The organism is Paenarthrobacter sp. NPDC089307 (assembly GCF_040685055.1).
GTDB lineage: Bacteria > Actinomycetota > Actinomycetes > Actinomycetales > Micrococcaceae > Arthrobacter.
On record NZ_JBFBHE010000002.1, the window covers coordinates 222,918 to 240,223 of the forward strand.

Consider the following 17,306-nt stretch of genomic DNA (forward strand, 5'->3'; position numbering starts at 1 on the left):
CATGGGCCCGCTATTTCTCCACACAGGCAATGGAGTCAGGGCCGCCAGGTGAGGCCGCGCCATCGGCGCGAACCATGATGACCTGGATACAAAGTGGCCGTTCGGTATGTCCGGTGACGATGGCGTAAAGATCGGATGTCGACTCGTACTCGCCCTCGGATTTTGCTGATTTCAGGCGCCACTTGAAGGTATCGGTGACCTTCCAGTCCGGGCTGTTCCAACGAAAGACAACCAAGGGCACGCCTGTACCCCCACCCTGGACTTCGTAGGTTATGTCCGTTACTTCCGGTACGCCGCCATCACTGACCGCATCCGCGGGCTTCTTGCTCACCGACTCCGTGGGTGCAACCTTCGGCTGGGCCTGGCCCCCCAGCACAACTCCCACCACAATGGCCACAACCAGGACCGCGGCGCCGGTGGCCGCCAGCCACAGGTTGCGCTTGCTGTGGTCAACAGCCGGCGCCTCTTCCTCGATGTCCGGGGCCGCCTGCGACGCCGAGCGGCTGACGGTGTCGTCAACGTGGTCCTGCCTGCCCGATGGCTGCCAGCCGCGAAGCACGGTGGACTCCGCGGAATCGTGTTCGTGCACGGCAGGCTGCGGCGCTTGGAAGTGCGGGACGGGCTGTTGGGTTGGTACTTGCTGTGGCGGGTTTGGCCGGGTTGTCAGCGCTTTAGGTACTTGCGGAGCGCTGCCTGGAACGGTGGACGGGAATGTCCGCGCCGGGAAGGTAGGCGCAGAACCGGTGGTAGCCGTTCCGGAAGCGTCAGGATCAATCGAGGCGATGCTGCGGACGCGGGTTTCCTCGACGTTGTCATCCGGGTGCTGTTCCTCCGCGTGGCCCGGTTCCTCCAGCACCTCGAACGGCGTGACGGACAGGTTCAGCTCGGTCTGGATGCGCTGCAGCGCCAATGCGAAGGCGTGGGCGGACGAGTAGCGCGACCCTGGAGACTTCGCCATGGCCGTTGCGAGGACGAGTTCCAGGGACTCCGGAACGTCCGCGCGGCCGAGCCTTGGCAGGGGCGCGTTGGTGATGCGGGAGATCAATTCGCGCTGCGAATTGTCCTGTCCCGGGAGGACAAAAGGCGAACGCCCAGCCAGCAGGGTGTAGAGGGTCGCTCCCAAGGCCCAGATGTCCACGGGAACACCCTCCACGGCGCCACCACGGAACTGTTCGGGCGGCGACCACGGGATGGACATGCCGGCGTCGTCTTCGGTGTCGGCGCCAATGGTGCCCGAGATGCCGAAGTCCGTCAGCGCCGGACGGTTGTAGTCGGTCACCAGGATGTTGGCGGGCTTGATGTCCCGGTGCACGATTCCGGCCCGGTGCGCGGTCTCGACGGCGGACGCCACCTGGATGCCGACGGCCAGGACTTCGTCCACGCTGAAGCGCTGGCGCCTGTAACGGACGTCAAGGCTGGGCCGCGAGCAGTACTCCATGGCCAGGTAGGAGTGTCCGCTTTCGGTAATTTCGGCTTCGAAGATCGTGACGATGTAGGGGTGCGAGGACAACTGCGCCATGAGGTTGGCCTCGGACTCGAAGCGGCGGCGGGCCCCTTCGGTCTTGAGGTCGGACAGCAGCACCTTGACCGCTACTTTCCGGCGCGGCCGGTCTTGCTCGTAAAGGTACACATCGGAGAAGCCGCCGGAGCCAAGCAGGCTGATGTACTTGAATCCCGGGATGGGTGGAGGCGGGGCCGGGGGCCTCTTGGAACTCAAAGAATCTCCTCGAAACGCAATGAAATGTCGTCGCCGAGCTCAGCGATATCGCCGTCCAGCAATATGGCCATCTCGTTTTGGGCAAGCCTGCGGGGTGCTTGGCCCTCGCGGATCAGTACGGTGCCGTTGGTCGCCTTCAGGTCGCACAGCATGACGTGCCACCCTTCAAGCCGGACCTCCACGTGGGAACGGGAGATGTCCCCGCCGGGGCTCTCCACCTGGACCAGCCGGGGCATGGTTCCACCTTGGACCCGGGAAACCGACGGTTGGCGTCCGATGATGAGGGACTGGTCAAGATCAATCAGCTCCCCTGTGGAAAGCCGCATGCGGCCCAGGCGGGGGCGCGGGACGTGAACTGCATCCCCGCTGATGGGCACTCCGCACACCGAACACAGAGGGTACGTGGGCGGGTTGGCATGGCCTTTCGAACAGACCCTGGCCAACACGCTGGGACCATTGAGAGACGCAGCATCCCCGGCCGTCCCGCCAAGCCCGGCGTCATCAACCCGGGCCAGGCTGCTTTTCATGATGGTCTGGCCGTCGTGGTCCGAGTCTTCGTCCATGGGGACGCCGGCGGGGGCAGGCGTCCACGCTGCAGGTACCTGGGGTGCCGGATCAGCCGGCGGGGGCGAGGACGGCCCACCGCGCAGCCACGGCACCGAATCAATCAGTCCGCCGCCGGGCGAATCGCTTTGCCCGGCTGCAGGTGCCGACGTGGGCGCGGGTGGAACGTTCAGTGGTACGTTCAGCGGTTCAGCAGCAGTCTGCTCCGTCCCGGATGGTGTTTCAGGAGCCGACGGCGGTTGCGGGCCGGGCGACTGGCTGACGGGAGCGTCGTGGTCGTCGGAGTCGCTGTGCAGGCGGACTGCGGCGTCTTCGATCGTGCGCATCACAGTCTTGTCCCACAAATGGTCGTAATTGGTGGTGTTTTCAAGCGACGGGCTTACGGGATCCGTCGTACTGGTGTGGACCGGGACATCCACAGCATCTTGATCGCCAGGAGCGTCGGCTTCTTCATCGGGCGCAGGATCCGGTGACGCCGTTTCGACGTCCGTCCCGGTTCCCTCCGCCGCCTCGGGCTCTGCCTGGGAAACCGGATCCTCCCCCTCCGCTTCAACCACGGCAACGTGCCCGACCGCGGCAGGCTCCTCAAAGGGAGCGTCCGCACTGGAATCCGGCCCTGCAGAAGGCTCCGCGGAAGTGGGCTCCGCGGAAGTGGGATCGACAGAAGTGGACTCGACAGAAGTGGACTCTGCGGAAGCGTGTGCCTGTCCTGGTGCGATGGTCAGCCCGAGATCGGCATCGGTGTAGCCGATCATCGTTTCATCGGATACGGCTACATCGGATACGGCCTCAGGCTTGGGTGGCGCCGGGGGCTGTGTGGGCGTTGATAGCGCATTCGCCGTAGCGGGCTCGTCCCCAGCCTGTGGCTTCTCCCCCGCCCTGGCTGGCGCACCAGCCACTGCATCCTGGCCGGCAGCCTCCAACGAAGCCAACAACACCACACCGTCCTTCAACGGAAGGGTATCCAGGAGTGGCCCGTCCGTGCCGTCGCTCGGCGACGCACCGATATGAAGGCTGAACGAGGTGGCTCCAACGATGCGGCGTTCGGTCCAGGTGGTGACGTCCCGGCCCGTGAGGTGTTCGCGACCGCCGCCCAACTGCACCAACAGTTCAAGGTCGCCCCGGAGGAACACCCGGAGCGCGTCCTTCGAATCTATGATCCCAAAGGGCGGGATCCGGCTGAGGGAAACACCGAAGGCTTCGGTGACCTCGTGCAGGACTTCGTGGGCCTCCGGAGCGGAGTCCAGTAACTCCCAGACGGTATCGATCAAGGCGTGCGGTGTCTCAGGGCCAAGAAGCACCATGGTGCCGTTACGGACAACGCCAAACCACTCCCCCTGCCGGTAACGGGTAAGGGCCAGGAGATTACTGCTCGCCATCACTGCCTTCCTCCTGGTCGGTTCCGTTCACCCAGGCCTTGGGGAGGGTGTCCTCCTCAACGTCGGACCCGACTTCCGGGCGGGGGGCCGTAATGGCGATACCGGCGTCGTTCAGTACGTTTTTGGCGTCAACCACAATGACGGTTACGTTGTCCCGTCCGCCGCTCCGCAGCGCGGCCTGGATGAGCGCGTCCACGGCGTCCTGCGGATGGGCAACTGTGCTCAGGATCCGGAACATGTGGTCATCACCGAGTTCGCCATTGAGGCCGTCGGAGCAGACCATGATCCGGTCGCCTTCCTGGATAGGCAGCAACCAGAAGTCCGCTTCGGTCTCGTCCCCGGTGCCCAGTGCGCGGGTGACAACGTGCCGGCGCGGATGGACCGCGGCCTGTTCGGAGGTGATGTCGCCCGAGTCCACGAGTTCCTGGACCTCCGAGTGGTCAACACTGATCTGGGCGAATTCACCCTGGCTGAGCCTGTAGGTGCGCGAATCTCCGATGTTCATGACCAGCCAGTACGGCAAGCCCATCTGTTCCACCACCACCACGCCGGACAGCGTGGTTCCGGCGCGGGCCCCCGTTGCTTCGCGGATGGCGGCGTCGGCCTTCAGGAGGCACGCCTGGAGGTCCGCCGCAGAAGCCGTTCGCACACCGGACGCCAACTCAGGGGCGCTGCCCAGGGTGCGGACGCACATGCCGCTGGCGATCTCGCCTGCCTCATGTCCGCCCATGCCGTCGGCCACGGCGAAAACCGGGTCGGCCGCGATGAACGAATCCTCATTCAGCTCGCGACGAAGGCCGCGGTCGGTTCCGTAGCCATAACTCAGGCGAAAGGCGGTCCCGCCTGCGGACGGGCCGGCGTCGGCATTGGCGGGGGTGGCCGGCTGGAAATTCATGCTTGTCCTAGGTGGAAGGAACGGTCCCCGAAGTGAACTGTGGAACCGGGCCGGACGAAGACTGCTTCGCCCGGTTGGAGCCTGGTCTGTATGCCGTCGGAAGCGGTAACAGCACTGCCATTGGTGGAATTGCGGTCCGTCACCCACACGCCATCGCCATCAACCCGGAGATGAAGGTGGGTTTTGGAAATGGACCGGCCGGGATCCGATACAGGCAAGAGCTGCTCCACAGTCTCCCCCGGCTGCGGAGCAGGGTTGCGGCCAAGCAGGACGCTCCCCCCAAGCTGGACATCCTGGCCGTCGTCAATCCGAATCCGCAGCACTGCCTGCGCACGGGCGGTTCCGGGACGCATCTGGGTGCGTTCGACGTCGTCGTCCGGATGGGCTGCAGCCGGCTGCGGCACTGCCGGGGGCTGAAACCCGGCCGCGGCCTGGGGCGGCACAGAATGCTGGGGTGCAGGCTGCACGCCAGGTGTTGGCGAAACCTGGCGCGGCGGCGTCGGAGGACGCCACTGGTTGGGATCATGCGACGGCTGCACCGGCGAAGCAAGGGGCGACGCAACCGGCGACGCCGGTGCAACAGACCCTGCCGAGGCAAGCTGTGTGGGTGCTGCTGGCGCTGTATGGGTTGGCGCTGCGTGCGCAGAGGCGGATTGTGCGGCGGCAGCCGGGCGACTGGTCGGCACTGGAGAGGCGACCGGTTGGACAGGCGGCAGGTCCATGGGTGCAAAGCTGTATGGACCCTGGATGCCTCCGGAAGTTACAGGGTTGCGGCCTGCGTTGACATCGAACACCAAGGACTTGGCCGCTTTGTCGTGCCAGCCCCGCAGTTTGCCATCCTTGTCCCAGGCATTGGAAATGACCACCAGGACGGCCCACACAACGCCCAGCACCATGAGCGGCAAGGCGATCCACACAACAAGGCCCAACAAACCCAGCGCCGAGAGGATGACGGCGGCCAGGGAGCCCACAATAAGGAAGCCCCCGGTGAGGATCCCCCGGACGAAGACCGCACCCGCGCCGGGAGCGTAGCCGTCGGCATCGGCACTGCGGATGCCCATGAGCTGGTTTCCAATGGTATTTCCGGACTTGGCTTCGAGCCCGAGGAGGACAAAGGTGTAGACCACCGTGACGCCCAGGCCGATGCTGCCAAGGAGGACCAGCAAACCGGTGTCATAGACGATGAAACCGTTGCGGCGCGTCTGCGTGATGCCCGCGATGCCGATGGCGAATGTCGTTGCCAGGACAGCCACTGGCCCCAACCAGTCCAGGACGGCAGCGCCAAGACGCTTGCCCGCGGAGGCGGGCACCAGTTCGAGCTTGGTGGTCATGTTGGTCCCTCCCCCTGGCCCCGGCATGCTGTCCGGAACGGTACTTGTTCCCGGATGCATCGGCGCTGCTGGCGCCGATACTACGGAGATACTACCGGGATCGGGCAGGCCCTGCCGGTTGGCGAACTCCAGCGCAGCCCTTTGGGCGTGGTTGATGTTGCCTTCCTTGCGGGCACCGCGGTTGTTCAACGGCGATCCACATTGGTTGCAGAACGCCGCCCCGGGACGGACGGCGTGCCGGCATGCCGGGCAAAGTTCCGCGTCACTGTTCATCCGTGGTGTCCTTCGTGGTGTTCTTGGTGAAGGGCAGCGCCAAGCGCCGCGCGCCCGGTGCGGTGGGGCCTTGTTTCCGACGGCGGAGCGCTGCCCTGCCGTCCGACAACAACGAACGCGGGGAGAACCGTGCCTGCTGCCGCTTCCAGAAACCAACGCTTCCGGTGATGTCGGTAAGCGACGAGTCCACGATTTCCCAGTATTCCTTGACCTCCGACTCACTTGGCTGCCCCGCGCCGAACACGGCAGCGTCGGCACGGTGGGCCAGCATGGTGGTGGTGTTCCCCGCGGTGGGGAAGGCATCGGCGATCACCGAAGCGGATTCCCGCCGCGTGGACCTGGTGTCGATCGACGCCCCCATATCGGTGACAAGGCTCAAGACCTCGCTCCACCCTGCTCCGACCCGCTGGGCCGGGTGGCCATCACGGAAACGGGCCTTCCGGCGTCGTGACTTCAACAGGAGGATCAATAGCAACGGCACGGCGAGGATCCCCAAGGGAATCAAGGCGACACCGATGGCGGCCAGCAGCGGTCCCCAGAAAAGCCACGGGTTGTTCTTTTTCTCGTCCGCATCCAGCGCGTCCGGTGTGGAGTCCGGCGGGAGATCCGCGGGCTCCTGCGGCGGGGGCGGCGGTTGAAGGACCTGCGGCTTGGGCTTGGACTTGTTCTGCGGGTCCGGCGGAATGGGGATGTTGTCCTTGGGCGGGGTGGGGTCGAAGGAGACCCAACCCACGCGGTCAAATGCCACCTCTACCCAGGCGTGGACGTCCTTGCCCGTGATCTTGACGTCGCCTGCCCCGTTTTCCGGGCTCTTGGGGTCCGGGTAGAACCCCATGACCACGCGCGAGGGAATGCCCAGATGGCGGAGCATGAGCGACATGGCCACGGCGTACTGCTCATCATCGCCCAGCATCTGCTTGGCCGAGAGCATGTTGCGGATACGGGCTGCGCTGTGGCCAGGGAGGCTGGGAAGCTGCCCGTCCGCCACCAGGCCGTTGCTGAAGGCGCCGCTCTTTTGGAAGTGGGCCTCGATCTGCCGGACACGGTCGATCGCGGTGGGGGCGTCGGCGGACAACTCGTTGGCCTGCGAGGCCACGATCGGCGGCACTTCCTCGGCGTCGGGCAGCGTGAGTTTGGCGAAGTCGTACTGGGTGAGCTGACCGTGCTCCAAAGTGCCAGGATCGGAGACCTGGACCGTGTAGTTCTCGCCCTTGCCCAGTCCCTTCGTGGTCACTGCAGTGTCGGTACCGGCATTGAAGTAGAGGCCGGACGCCGCGCCGGAAGTATCCGCGAAGCTCATCCCAGTGGTGTGGCGGCCGCCGGGAACGAAGTACCCCTGGTAGTCCTCCACGGTGATGTCCAGCGTGTAGTTGGTGCCCTCCACAGGGCTTCCGGAATCAGCCAGGGTATTGAGCGACTTGGCGTCGCCCACCTTGCTGAAGTTGCCGGAGCTGTTCGGATCCATGGTGTAGTTCAGGCCATTGAACGCATCCAGCGCCGCGAGCCGGACACGGGCGTCCTTTGGCAGGCCCTTCACCGTGAACAGCGTGGCGTCTTTCTCGTCCTTGACGAAATTGCGGAAGCTCGCCAGCGGGGTGATGTAATCGCGGGGGTCGAACGGCGGGACGATCGTGTTGCGGAGCACCTTCCGGTCATCGCTTGCCGTCACCAAGGGAGACGCGATGGCTGTTACGCCAACCGCCACGGCGATGACTGCCGCTGCAGTCCCCAAGCGGCGCAGCTGGCCGCGGCGGGCCGCACCGGCGTCGGAATCCGGCCTGTTGGCCGAAACAGTCCTGGTGCTCCGCTGGCGGAGCACCTCACGCCGGAACGTCGCCCAAACGATCGACACGATGGTCAGGGACACACCGCGCTCCACGTTCAGGAAAGCCGTGCTTGTGCTGAAGGCGATGCCCGTGACGAAAAGGACCAGCACCGGCAGCAACGGCCAGTACGGGCTCTTCAGCCGCCAGGTCAGGAGCCCGGCCGCCAGTGCGGTGAGCAGCGAACTCAGGAAAGGCACGATCAGCATGCCGTTCGCCGTGCCCACGGGAACGCCCACCGTGAGCATGTCCTTCCAGGAAAACACAATGCCCAAAAGGAGCGTCCGGAGGGAATCGAGGCTGGGCAGGAAGCCGAGCACCGCCGAATCCGGCACTGCCAATGCGGACCCGAAGAGCATGTAGGCGCCGAACGCCACGGCCGTGGTGATCAGCAGGCCCAGACGCAAGTGTGCATTCAGGACGGCGATGCCGAGCCCGAGGACCACCCCGCCCAAACCTGCAACGAGGAAGCGTGCGTCACCACCGAAACTCAAGGTGAAGCCAAGGACACCCAGGAACAGCAGCACCACCAGGGCGCCGCAATCCACGAAGAAGTGCCACAACGGGCGGTCGTCGGAGAAGACCGATCCCCCGGCAGCGCGTTTCCTGGCGGCGGCGCTGGTCTTGCCGGACCTTTCCGCACGCGGCCGGACGCGGAGGTTGGGTGCGGTGCTCATGCTGCCGCCTTTCGAAGAACAATGGCGAGATCGTCAAGGTCGCCGACCGTCAGGACGGTCAGGTCCGCAATGTTGGCCCTCGACGGCGCCGCGCCCGGTTGTACGCGGACGGCAAGGCTGCGGACTCCCGGCGGGACGGACGCAGCGGCCGAACGCAACTGGGTGGCCGTCACGTGGCTGCCCACCACGAAGAACACCACTGAGGCGTTCGGGACAGTATCGGAAAGGGTACGGGCGAGGTCGACGGCGGTCTTCCGCATGGGTGCCCCGACGATCCGGGTCATGTCGTCCAGCAGGTTGCGGCCGGTTTCACAGCGGAGGGGCCCCTTTTGGGTCAGTACGTCCAGGTCGCGCTGTTCGCTGATGGCCTGCCGGCCAATGGATGCCGCCACGGAGATGGCCATCTCAAACTCTGCCTCGGAGTCGTACTCATCGGTGTTGATCGACAGGGAAATGGCAAGGTGTGCCCGGCGGGTCTCCTCGAACTGGCGGACCATGAGCTTGTTGGTGCGGGCAGTGGTCTTCCAGTGGATGTGCCGGCGGTCATCGCCTGGCACGTAGTCGCGCAGGGCGTGGAAAGAGACATCGGCGCTGGATAGCTCCGTGGTGGGCATGCCCTCAAGGTCGCGGATGAAACCGGCGGCGGAACCACCCAGGGCAACTGTGCGCGGGTGTACGAACAGGTCCACGGGCTCGGTCCAGAGCACCCGGCGCCGCAGCAGGTGGAGCGGGTCGGCGCGGACGGAACGGACCGGGCCCACCACGATCACTGCGCGGCGGGCTGTGGGAATGGTGAACAGGTCCTCGTGTACCTGGGCCGGCTTCATGCGGGGCAGATGGAAAACGGCCGTATTGGCACCCACGGGCAGTTCCAGCGCGGCAGGCAGCAGGGGGCGTGTGGAAACGTTGGATACCGCGATGCTTCCCACGGCGTCATCGCCCACGGCCACGCGGGTGCGGGCCAGATCGAGTATTACGCCGTAAGCCGAGCGCCCCACAATGAAACCGATCGCCAGGAGGAAGAGCAGGAAGGCCACCAAAGCCGCCGACTTCGCTTCCTGCCAGCCCCAGGCCTGCCCCGCCCACCAAAGGGCGATGGCCGCAGCCAGGACCACCCAGCCGAGCAGGCTGACAACGGAGAGCACGGGCCAAACGTAGCGGTGCCACACGGCGCGGACTCTGTCCCAGGCCGGCGCCAGGAATTCCCCGGCCGTTCCGGCGGCCTCGGCCCACACCGCTGCAGGGTGCAGTTTCCTGGTTTTTCCAGGCTTTTTGGGAGCGCCGGGGCGGCCTGCTTCATTGCCGGAGCCACGCATGGCACGCATGCTGCCGCCAAGTGCCGACGTGGCACGCTTCAGCGAATCAGCAGCCCTGGTCAGGGGTTTGCTGGAGGACATGTGGGGACCTTTGTTCGAACTGGGTGCGAGGAAGAAATGCGCTTGTTGCCTGCCGCGGCAGGCCGTTCCGGCTTAGGCGGTGGCGCGTTGCTGCGGGGCAGCAACTTCTGCGAGGACGCGCGAAAGCACGACCTCCGGCGTGGCGCCGGAGAACTCTGCCTCCGGGTCCATCACCAAGCGGTGCGTCCATACCACGGGAGCCAGTTCCTTGACGTCGTCCGGCAGCACGAAGTTCCGGCCCTGACCCGCAGCCCACACCTTGGCAGCACGGACCATCGCCAGCGCACCACGCACGGAGACACCCAAACGGGTTTCGGAGGCGTTGCGGGTCTCCTCGCACAGGCGCGAGATGTATTCGAGCACGGCCGTGTCCACGTGGGTGGTGGCTGCCAGGTCAGCCATATCGGCAACAGCCTGGGTGGTGATCAAGGCCGAGAGGTCCTTGGACCGGTCCTTCAGGTTTGCCCCGCCGAGCAACCGGACCGTGGAAGCGTGGTCCGGGTAGCCGATGGAGGTCTTGATCAGGAAGCGGTCCAGCTGGGCTTCCGGAAGACGGTAGGTGCCGGCCTGCTCGATGGGGTTCTGGGTGGCCAGCACCATGAACGGCCTGCCTGCCTCGTACGTGGTGCCGTCCACGGTAACCCGGGACTCTTCCATGACTTCAAGCAGCGCGGACTGGGTCTTCGGGGAAGCCCGGTTGATTTCGTCAGCAAGGACGATGTTGTTGAACACCGGGCCCTTGTGGAACTCGAACTTCTGGGTCTTCTGGTCATAGATGGTCACACCCGTGACATCGGAGGGCAGAAGGTCAGGCGTGAACTGGATGCGGTTGTGCGAACCCTGCACGGTGGCGGCCAGTGCACGGGCAAGGGAGGTCTTGCCCGTGCCCGGTGCATCTTCAAAGAGGACGTGGCCCTCGGCCAGCATTGCGGTGAACGTCAACCGGATGACGTGTTCCTTGCCCAGAACGGCTTGGCCCACGTTGGCAACGAGCTTCTCGAACGTTTCTGCAAACCACGCGGCCTGCTCGTTTGTCATGGTCATCGGTTGATCCTGTTCCTTTTTGTTGGGTGTGGGGTGTGGGGTGTTGGGTTATCGGGTTTTTGGGATGTTGTTGTCTTGGTGCTTGCGGAGGTCTAGCAGCCGCCCGGCTTTGTTCCCCGAAGATCCACAGTGGTGGACTTCACGTACCATCCGGGGTGGCTGCCTTGGGTCACCCGGTACCAAGGGGTGCCGTTGCTGTAGATGTCCTTGGTGCAGTCGACGTTCAACCACCCTTCCGAACTGGAGACCCAGCCAACGCCACAGCTCGGTCCGCTGGGGTTGTAAGTATCGGTTTGCCCGGGCTTTCCGGGGCAGGTGTTGTTGTGCGCCCTGATCTCGCCTGCCGGAGGCTGCGGGGGTGGCGGCTCCGCACCACTGCGCGAGGTATCGCTGCCTACCCGACCCGGCTGTCCGCCGCTGACCGCACGGACCTGCAGAGTGTGCGTTTCGCTGAATCCAACAGTCTTGGAGAAGCTCCGCTGGTCAGTATTGGTCCATCCCCCGCCGTCGAGGCTGTACTGGTAGCCCGTTACCGGACGGCCGTTGCCGTTGGGAGCGTTCCAGGTCCAGGACACCGTCTTGTCACCCACGCCACTGCTCTTGCTGCCACTGACGGTGGGAGCGAAGGCAAGGCCATAGGGATTGACGGTATTGGATGCCGGGCTTCGGTCCCCGGGTGTCGGGTTACGGCTCGAGATCGCCCACACCACAACAGCGGTGTCGCTGCCGTTCGGCGCTGCCACGTCTCCACCGCCCGCCGGAATCGCGCCAGTGCCGGCGCCGGACGTCAGGGCGTAGCGGTAGCTGATCTCGTTGGCGTTGGCGCCGTTCCGTTCCGCCGCGCTGAGCGGGTTGAAGGCGACGCGGATCTTGCCGCCGTCGGCGTTTGTCCCCACCAGTGCTGCCGACGGCGCGCCCACCATTCCGGGCTTGCCTGCGGCACGGATGGCATTGGACTGCTGGCTCACACCGCTGACTCCGGCCTTGTTCGTGGCCGATACCGTAAACGAATAATCGGCCTCGGAGTTATCCACGGTGACGTTCTGGGAGGTCGCTGCTACTGCCTGCGAACCCACGACGGCGCCACCACGGTAGGTGGTCAATGTGTACGTGGACACGGCGTCGCCATTGTTGTTCGGCGCTGTCCAGCTGACCTGCAACTGGCTCTGGCTGCCTACGGAGCCAGCTCCGGATACGGACGGAGCAGCAGGGGTGGCAGGCACGCCGGCCGGAGTCTCCGCAGCGGAGTAGGTGCTCCACTCGGAAGGATCCTTGGCATCGTTGCGGGCCAGGACCCGGACCTTGTAGGCCACGCCGTTGGTCAGGCCCGTCCAGACGTGGCTGTTGCCCGTCAGGTTCTGGATCTGGGGATTTTGCCCGGCAGGAGCCGGTGAAATCTCAAGATCGTAGGACTTGATGGGAGAGCCCTTGCTGGCAGGGGGAACCCATGCAACGGACAGCTGCTTGTCGCCGAACTTCAGCGTAGGCGCCACCGGGGTGTCGGGCTTGACGTCCGGGCGGACCTCTGCGGAAACCGGGGAGCGTTCGGATTCGTTGATGGCATTCGTGGCGGTGACCGCAAAGTGGTACTTCACGTTGTTGGTCAGGCCAGTCAGGGTGCAGGTGTTTGCCGGGCAATCCTGCTTGAAGCCGTTCTCGCCGTACACCGTGTACTTGGTGATGGGTGAGCCACGGTCCGCAGGAGCATTCCATGTGAGCAACGCCGTTTGGTCCCCAACGCTTTGGGCCAGGGGCGTAGAGGGTGCAGCCGGTTTGTCCTTGACGGTCAAGCGGATGCGCGCCGTGGCATAACGGGAGATCTCACCCGTCTTGTCCTGCACCGTGTAGGCCACAACCATGGTGCCGGTGAAGCCGCCCGCGGGTGTCACCGTCACGCTGTCGCCGCCGGGCTCAGCTGTGCCTTGCCCGGTCTCTGTGACAGCCGAGACAATCTTCAACGGCGTATCCGGGAACGGATTGGAATCATTGGCCAGCACGTTGACCGTGACGGGCTTGCCGGATTGCGCGTCCGGTTCGGCGTCGTCATTGGCCACGGGCTTGGGCCGGTTGGACGCGGAGAGCGAGAGCTTGTAGGTGGCAACGGCCTCGAGGCCACGGCGATCCTTGGCCTTGACCTGGACTGTGCCTGACTGCCCGATCTGGACGGAGTCCTCCGCGGAGACCTTGAGGGTCTTGCCCTCAACTGCCACCTTGAAGCCCCCTGTGGCAGCGCCTGTCAGCTCGTAGTTCATGTTCCGGACGTCGTCGGAGTCGGGATCGGACGTCAGCTTTTCAAGGTCCAGGCTTGCCGAGTCGCCCCTGGGAACGTCCACGTCGCTGCCCAGCAGGACAGGCGGGTTGTTCTTGTTGGGATCCGGCAGCACCTTGGTTCGGATGCTCAAGGTCGACTTCAGGCCGTTGGGATCGTCCGGCCCGGTTCCATCAGTCACTTCGAAACTGATGGAGCCTGGGCCAACGTACTCGGCTCCGGCGGTGTACTTCAGGCCCGTTCCCCCGTTGGCGACAGGGTCCGCGCCGTCGGCACCGATGAGCTTGATGCGGTCGGTCTGGGTCAGCCGTGGCGAGCGGCCCTCGCGGACCTTGACCCACTCCGCCAAGTCAACAGTCACGGACTGGCCCGAAACCAGTTCGATGACCTCATCTTTGGCGAGGGTCGGTACCTGCTGGCCGATGCCCGGTACCCAGATGATGGCGGTGGACTTCTGCCCGTCCACGTCTTCCACGGTGTAGGGAACCAGTTGGGGCTGCTCGGTGAGCTCGACGATCACGTTGCCTTCGGGTCCCGGGCGCGCGGTGGTTGCGTCGGTGCTGACCTTGAGGTTCTCACCTACGCCGTCAGGGTCCTCGTCGTTCTTGAGGACGGGCACATCAACTGCCGTCTTCCCAAGGGTCTGCGCAGAGGTCACGCGGTCGTCACGGGCGATGGGCGCCTGCAGCGGGATGTCGTTTTTGACCACCACGCGGATGCTGGCTTGTCCCACGGCGTCACGGTCATCGGCCACGGAGTAGCGGACGTTCACGGTGCCTTCTGCCGCGGGTGCGGTAACCAATATGCGTCCACTGGTCTTGCTGACATGGGCGTCCAGGCCCGCATCGGCTTCAATGCTGTCCGTGAGGATACGAATGATGTCGCCGTCGGGATCGGTGTCGTTGGCGGTGGCGTCGACGGCGATCTGGCGGCCGGGGCGGACTTTCACTTCGTCATCGACGGGAGCGGGCTTCTGGTTGTTCTCGCCACGGGGCGCGACGCCGACAGTCACCGTTCCGGTGTTGACCGCACCTTGGCGGTCGATCACCTTGTACCGGAAGGTGTCTGTTCCTGCACCGTCACCAGCGGCGACGAAATCGATAAAGCTGCTGCCCGCCGTCGCAGTTCCCATGGTGGGCGTACTGTCGATGCCGGTGAGCTGGACCGAATCGCCGTCGGGATCGATGCCGTCCAGCGGAACCGGAATACGGACGCTGCCGCCGGCAACCACACGGGCTGTCAGGTTTTGCGGCTGCGGCCGTGAGTTCTGGGTGCCTTCCAGCGGAAGGATGTGGATGGTCACGGCGGCAGCGCTCTTCTGGCCCTGCGGATCAACGGCGTTGTAGATGGCGCGAACAGTTTTTGGCGTGGGACCGGCAATGAAGCGCAAGGTCTTCTCCGAGATAAAGGCCTTTCCGTCCTCTTCGGGAATGGTCTGCGCCAGGACAGGGTCCACGGACAGCTCTTCGCCCTGCGGATGGGTATCGTTGTCCAGCACCGGAATGGTGACGACGTCGTTCACGCGCACGTTCACTTCGTCCGGTTTTGGTTGGGGAGCTTCCACGACGGCGGGGGCCGGCACCGGGACCACGCCCACCGTTCCGGTGGCAGAGGTGCGGCCGTTTGACATGGTGTAGCTGAAGACGAAAGGGTCTTTGGCGCCGAGGACATCGGTGACGCGCAGGACGCTGTGGTCGATCACGCTGACCGAGGCAGATGAGCCATCCGGAACAGTCACGGACTGCAGGACCAGCACGCCGCCGGAGGGATCGGAGTCGTTGGCCAACGGGTCCACCAGGACGCTCCCGCCCACGGGCAGCAGCGCCACGTCATGCACGGCGACCGGAGCACCCGCGTCCTTGCCCGACTCCACATCCACTCGGATGAGTCCCTGGCTGCTTTGTGGTCCGTTGCTGGCAATGTACGTCAGATAGATGGGGCCGGGCGTCGTGCTCCGGAACGTGAAGGTACCGCCATCAGTTACCGGGCCCAGCTCGGCAGGGCCCGCGGCCTCGACATGGGCAACACGCAAGGCGCCACCGTTGGGGTCGACATCGTTCTTCAACGGCGCGATCACCAGGTCCTGTCCCACCACCGCTGTCACGTGGTCGGCGTTGATCACGGGAGCCAGTGCACCGGGAGGCTGCACGTTGACCACGATGCGGCCGGTGGTGGTGGCCCTGCCGTCCCACACCGTGATGGTGACGTTCTTCTTGCCCGGTGCCGCCCCGGAATCCTGATACGTGAGCAGGCCGTCCCGGCGCACCTTCACCTGGTCCTGGTCGTTGTCCGTCTTGGCATCCAGCAGTACGAGGTCATCGCCGTCAGGGTCCATCCAATCCGTGAGGATGTTCTGGCTGACGGACTTTCCCTGTTCCACCAGCATGGTGGTGGGTTCGGCCCGCTTGAAGAAGGGGGGCTTGTTCTCTTCCGGGGCCACCACGTGAAGGGTGACCTTGCCGCCGGCGGACAAGCTGCGCCCATCAGCTGCGTTGTAGTCGAAGACCTCCGTTCCCGGTTTGGCGTCCGCCGGGACCTTGATCTGGAACGCGGAGCCTCCATAAATGTTTTCCAGCGCCCCCATCTTGGGGCCGTTGGCACCCACCGCGGCGGTGAGGACATCGCCGTCGGGGTCCGAGTCGTTGTCCAGGACGCTCAGGATAGAGGTGCGGCCGGGACGGACACCGAATTCGTCCGGCTTGGTTTCCGGCGGGCGGTTCGGCTTGGTGCGGTCTGGCAGGACGTTGATGGTGTTGTTGTCCGCGGACTCCTGGTCCTGGTCGTCGGACTGGTTTTTGGGCGGGACGACGTCGTCCCAGTTGTTGACCAGCTGCATGTTCTGGTTGACCAGCCACACACTGCCGGAGTTCACGTCGTTGAGGACCACCAGATCACGGTTCACGCGGAACACGTAGCTCGGGGAAGCACTGGCCTTCGGAACGTCGTTCTTCTTGTCATCGGCGTCATTTTCGCAATCGCGGACGTACTTGTTGGCGCCGGACCACGCCGCATGGACACATTTGCTGACCTGCACGGGCGCAGCGGGCACGCCCTCACCGTCTGCGTTGACCGTCGCGGCCGTGGAACCGTCCAACGGCTGCTTCAGGAGCGCTTTGCGGGTAGCAATGGCCACGAAGCTGCTCTCTTCGCTGGTCTGCTGAAGCTTGGCTTCACGGGCATCCTGCAGTTGCAGTTTGCGGCCGCCAGGGAGGAAGAGGTTTCCCGAGGCGGCGTCAAGGACCACCGGCTTATCGCCCACCACGGAGATCTGGAGGTCTCCGGCACCCTTGAGATCGTCAACCTTGGTGACATCGGTGGCGGTCCTCTGGCCATCGGCATCCACCGTGATGGCAGTGATCTCGCCCTTGCCGGGGTCGGCTGTGTAGATGCGGTTATCGGTGCCCACGGCCGAAACAAGGCCCTGGGACCCGGTCAGGACCGGTTCGGTGCCTTCCTCATCGAAGCCGTTGACGGTTGAGGGCGAAAGCGCCCACACCTTGCCGCGGGCCGGATCCGTCACGGAAAGGACCGTGGAACCATAGCTGACTTGCGACGACGACGGCAGTTCCTTGTCGCCGCCAAGCTTGAGGTTGGCGGCGGAGACCTGGTTGATGGTGGAGCCTGCCTCGTCATCGACGAAGACATTGCCGTCGTGCTGCAGGACATCGAACGTCGTGGTCGCAGGGGTTACGGCGCCGTCAAGGACGCGGGACGGGTAGTTCAACCGACCCACGGCATTCTTGGTTTTGCTGACAACCCACACGCCGCCGTCGTTCAAGTCCACCTCAGTGGTCTTGAACCCCGGGTAGAGCACAGCCCCGGCGACCAGCAGGGCACCTGCCGCTGTGGCAGCAGTGCCCGCTACGAGTTTCTTGTTTTGACGCTTTTTCAGCCCCAGCTTGCCGAAGAAAGTTGTCACAGCCCCAGAATTCCCTTT

Annotated in this window: 8 protein-coding genes; all 8 read right to left on the minus strand. The window is 64.9% G+C overall.

Features of this window, described 5'->3' with window-relative positions; translation table 11 throughout:
* Positions 1 to 10 precede the first annotated feature (10 nt).
* A complete protein-coding gene (locus tag AB0N72_RS05010; RefSeq protein ID WP_363929864.1) occupies positions 11 to 1,717 on the minus strand; it encodes a serine/threonine-protein kinase in 1,707 nt (568 codons plus the stop codon).
* Positions 1,714 to 3,660 (minus strand): hypothetical protein, encoded by a 1,947-nt coding sequence (locus AB0N72_RS05015; protein WP_363929865.1) that lies wholly within the window; start codon positions 3,658 to 3,660, stop codon positions 1,714 to 1,716. The genes AB0N72_RS05010 and AB0N72_RS05015 overlap by 4 nt, the downstream gene beginning before the upstream one ends.
* The gene (locus AB0N72_RS05020) at positions 3,647 to 4,555 is read right to left on the minus strand and encodes a protein phosphatase 2C domain-containing protein (RefSeq protein WP_363929866.1); all 909 of its coding nucleotides are present in this window, start codon (positions 4,553 to 4,555) and stop codon (positions 3,647 to 3,649) included. The genes AB0N72_RS05015 and AB0N72_RS05020 overlap by 14 nt, the downstream gene beginning before the upstream one ends.
* The gene (locus AB0N72_RS05025; RefSeq protein WP_363929867.1) at positions 4,552 to 6,159 is read right to left on the minus strand and encodes an RDD family protein; all 1,608 of its coding nucleotides are present in this window, start codon (positions 6,157 to 6,159) and stop codon (positions 4,552 to 4,554) included. Before AB0N72_RS05025 ends, AB0N72_RS05020 begins: the two co-directional genes overlap by 4 nt.
* Positions 6,149 to 8,659 (minus strand): transglutaminase-like domain-containing protein, encoded by a 2,511-nt coding sequence (locus tag AB0N72_RS05030; protein WP_363929868.1) that lies wholly within the window; start codon positions 8,657 to 8,659, stop codon positions 6,149 to 6,151. The genes AB0N72_RS05025 and AB0N72_RS05030 overlap by 11 nt, the downstream gene beginning before the upstream one ends.
* Positions 8,656 to 10,056, minus strand: a complete 1,401-nt coding sequence (locus tag AB0N72_RS05035; RefSeq protein WP_363929869.1) for a DUF58 domain-containing protein — start codon at positions 10,054 to 10,056, stop codon at positions 8,656 to 8,658. The genes AB0N72_RS05030 and AB0N72_RS05035 overlap by 4 nt, the downstream gene beginning before the upstream one ends.
* 72 nt (positions 10,057 to 10,128) lie before the next feature.
* A complete protein-coding gene (locus AB0N72_RS05040; protein WP_363929870.1) occupies positions 10,129 to 11,100 on the minus strand; it encodes a MoxR family ATPase in 972 nt (323 codons plus the stop codon).
* 92 nt (positions 11,101 to 11,192) lie between these two features.
* A complete protein-coding gene (locus AB0N72_RS05045) occupies positions 11,193 to 17,288 on the minus strand; it encodes an Ig-like domain-containing protein (RefSeq protein WP_363929871.1) in 6,096 nt (2,031 codons plus the stop codon).
* Positions 17,289 to 17,306: the final 18 nt, after the last annotated feature.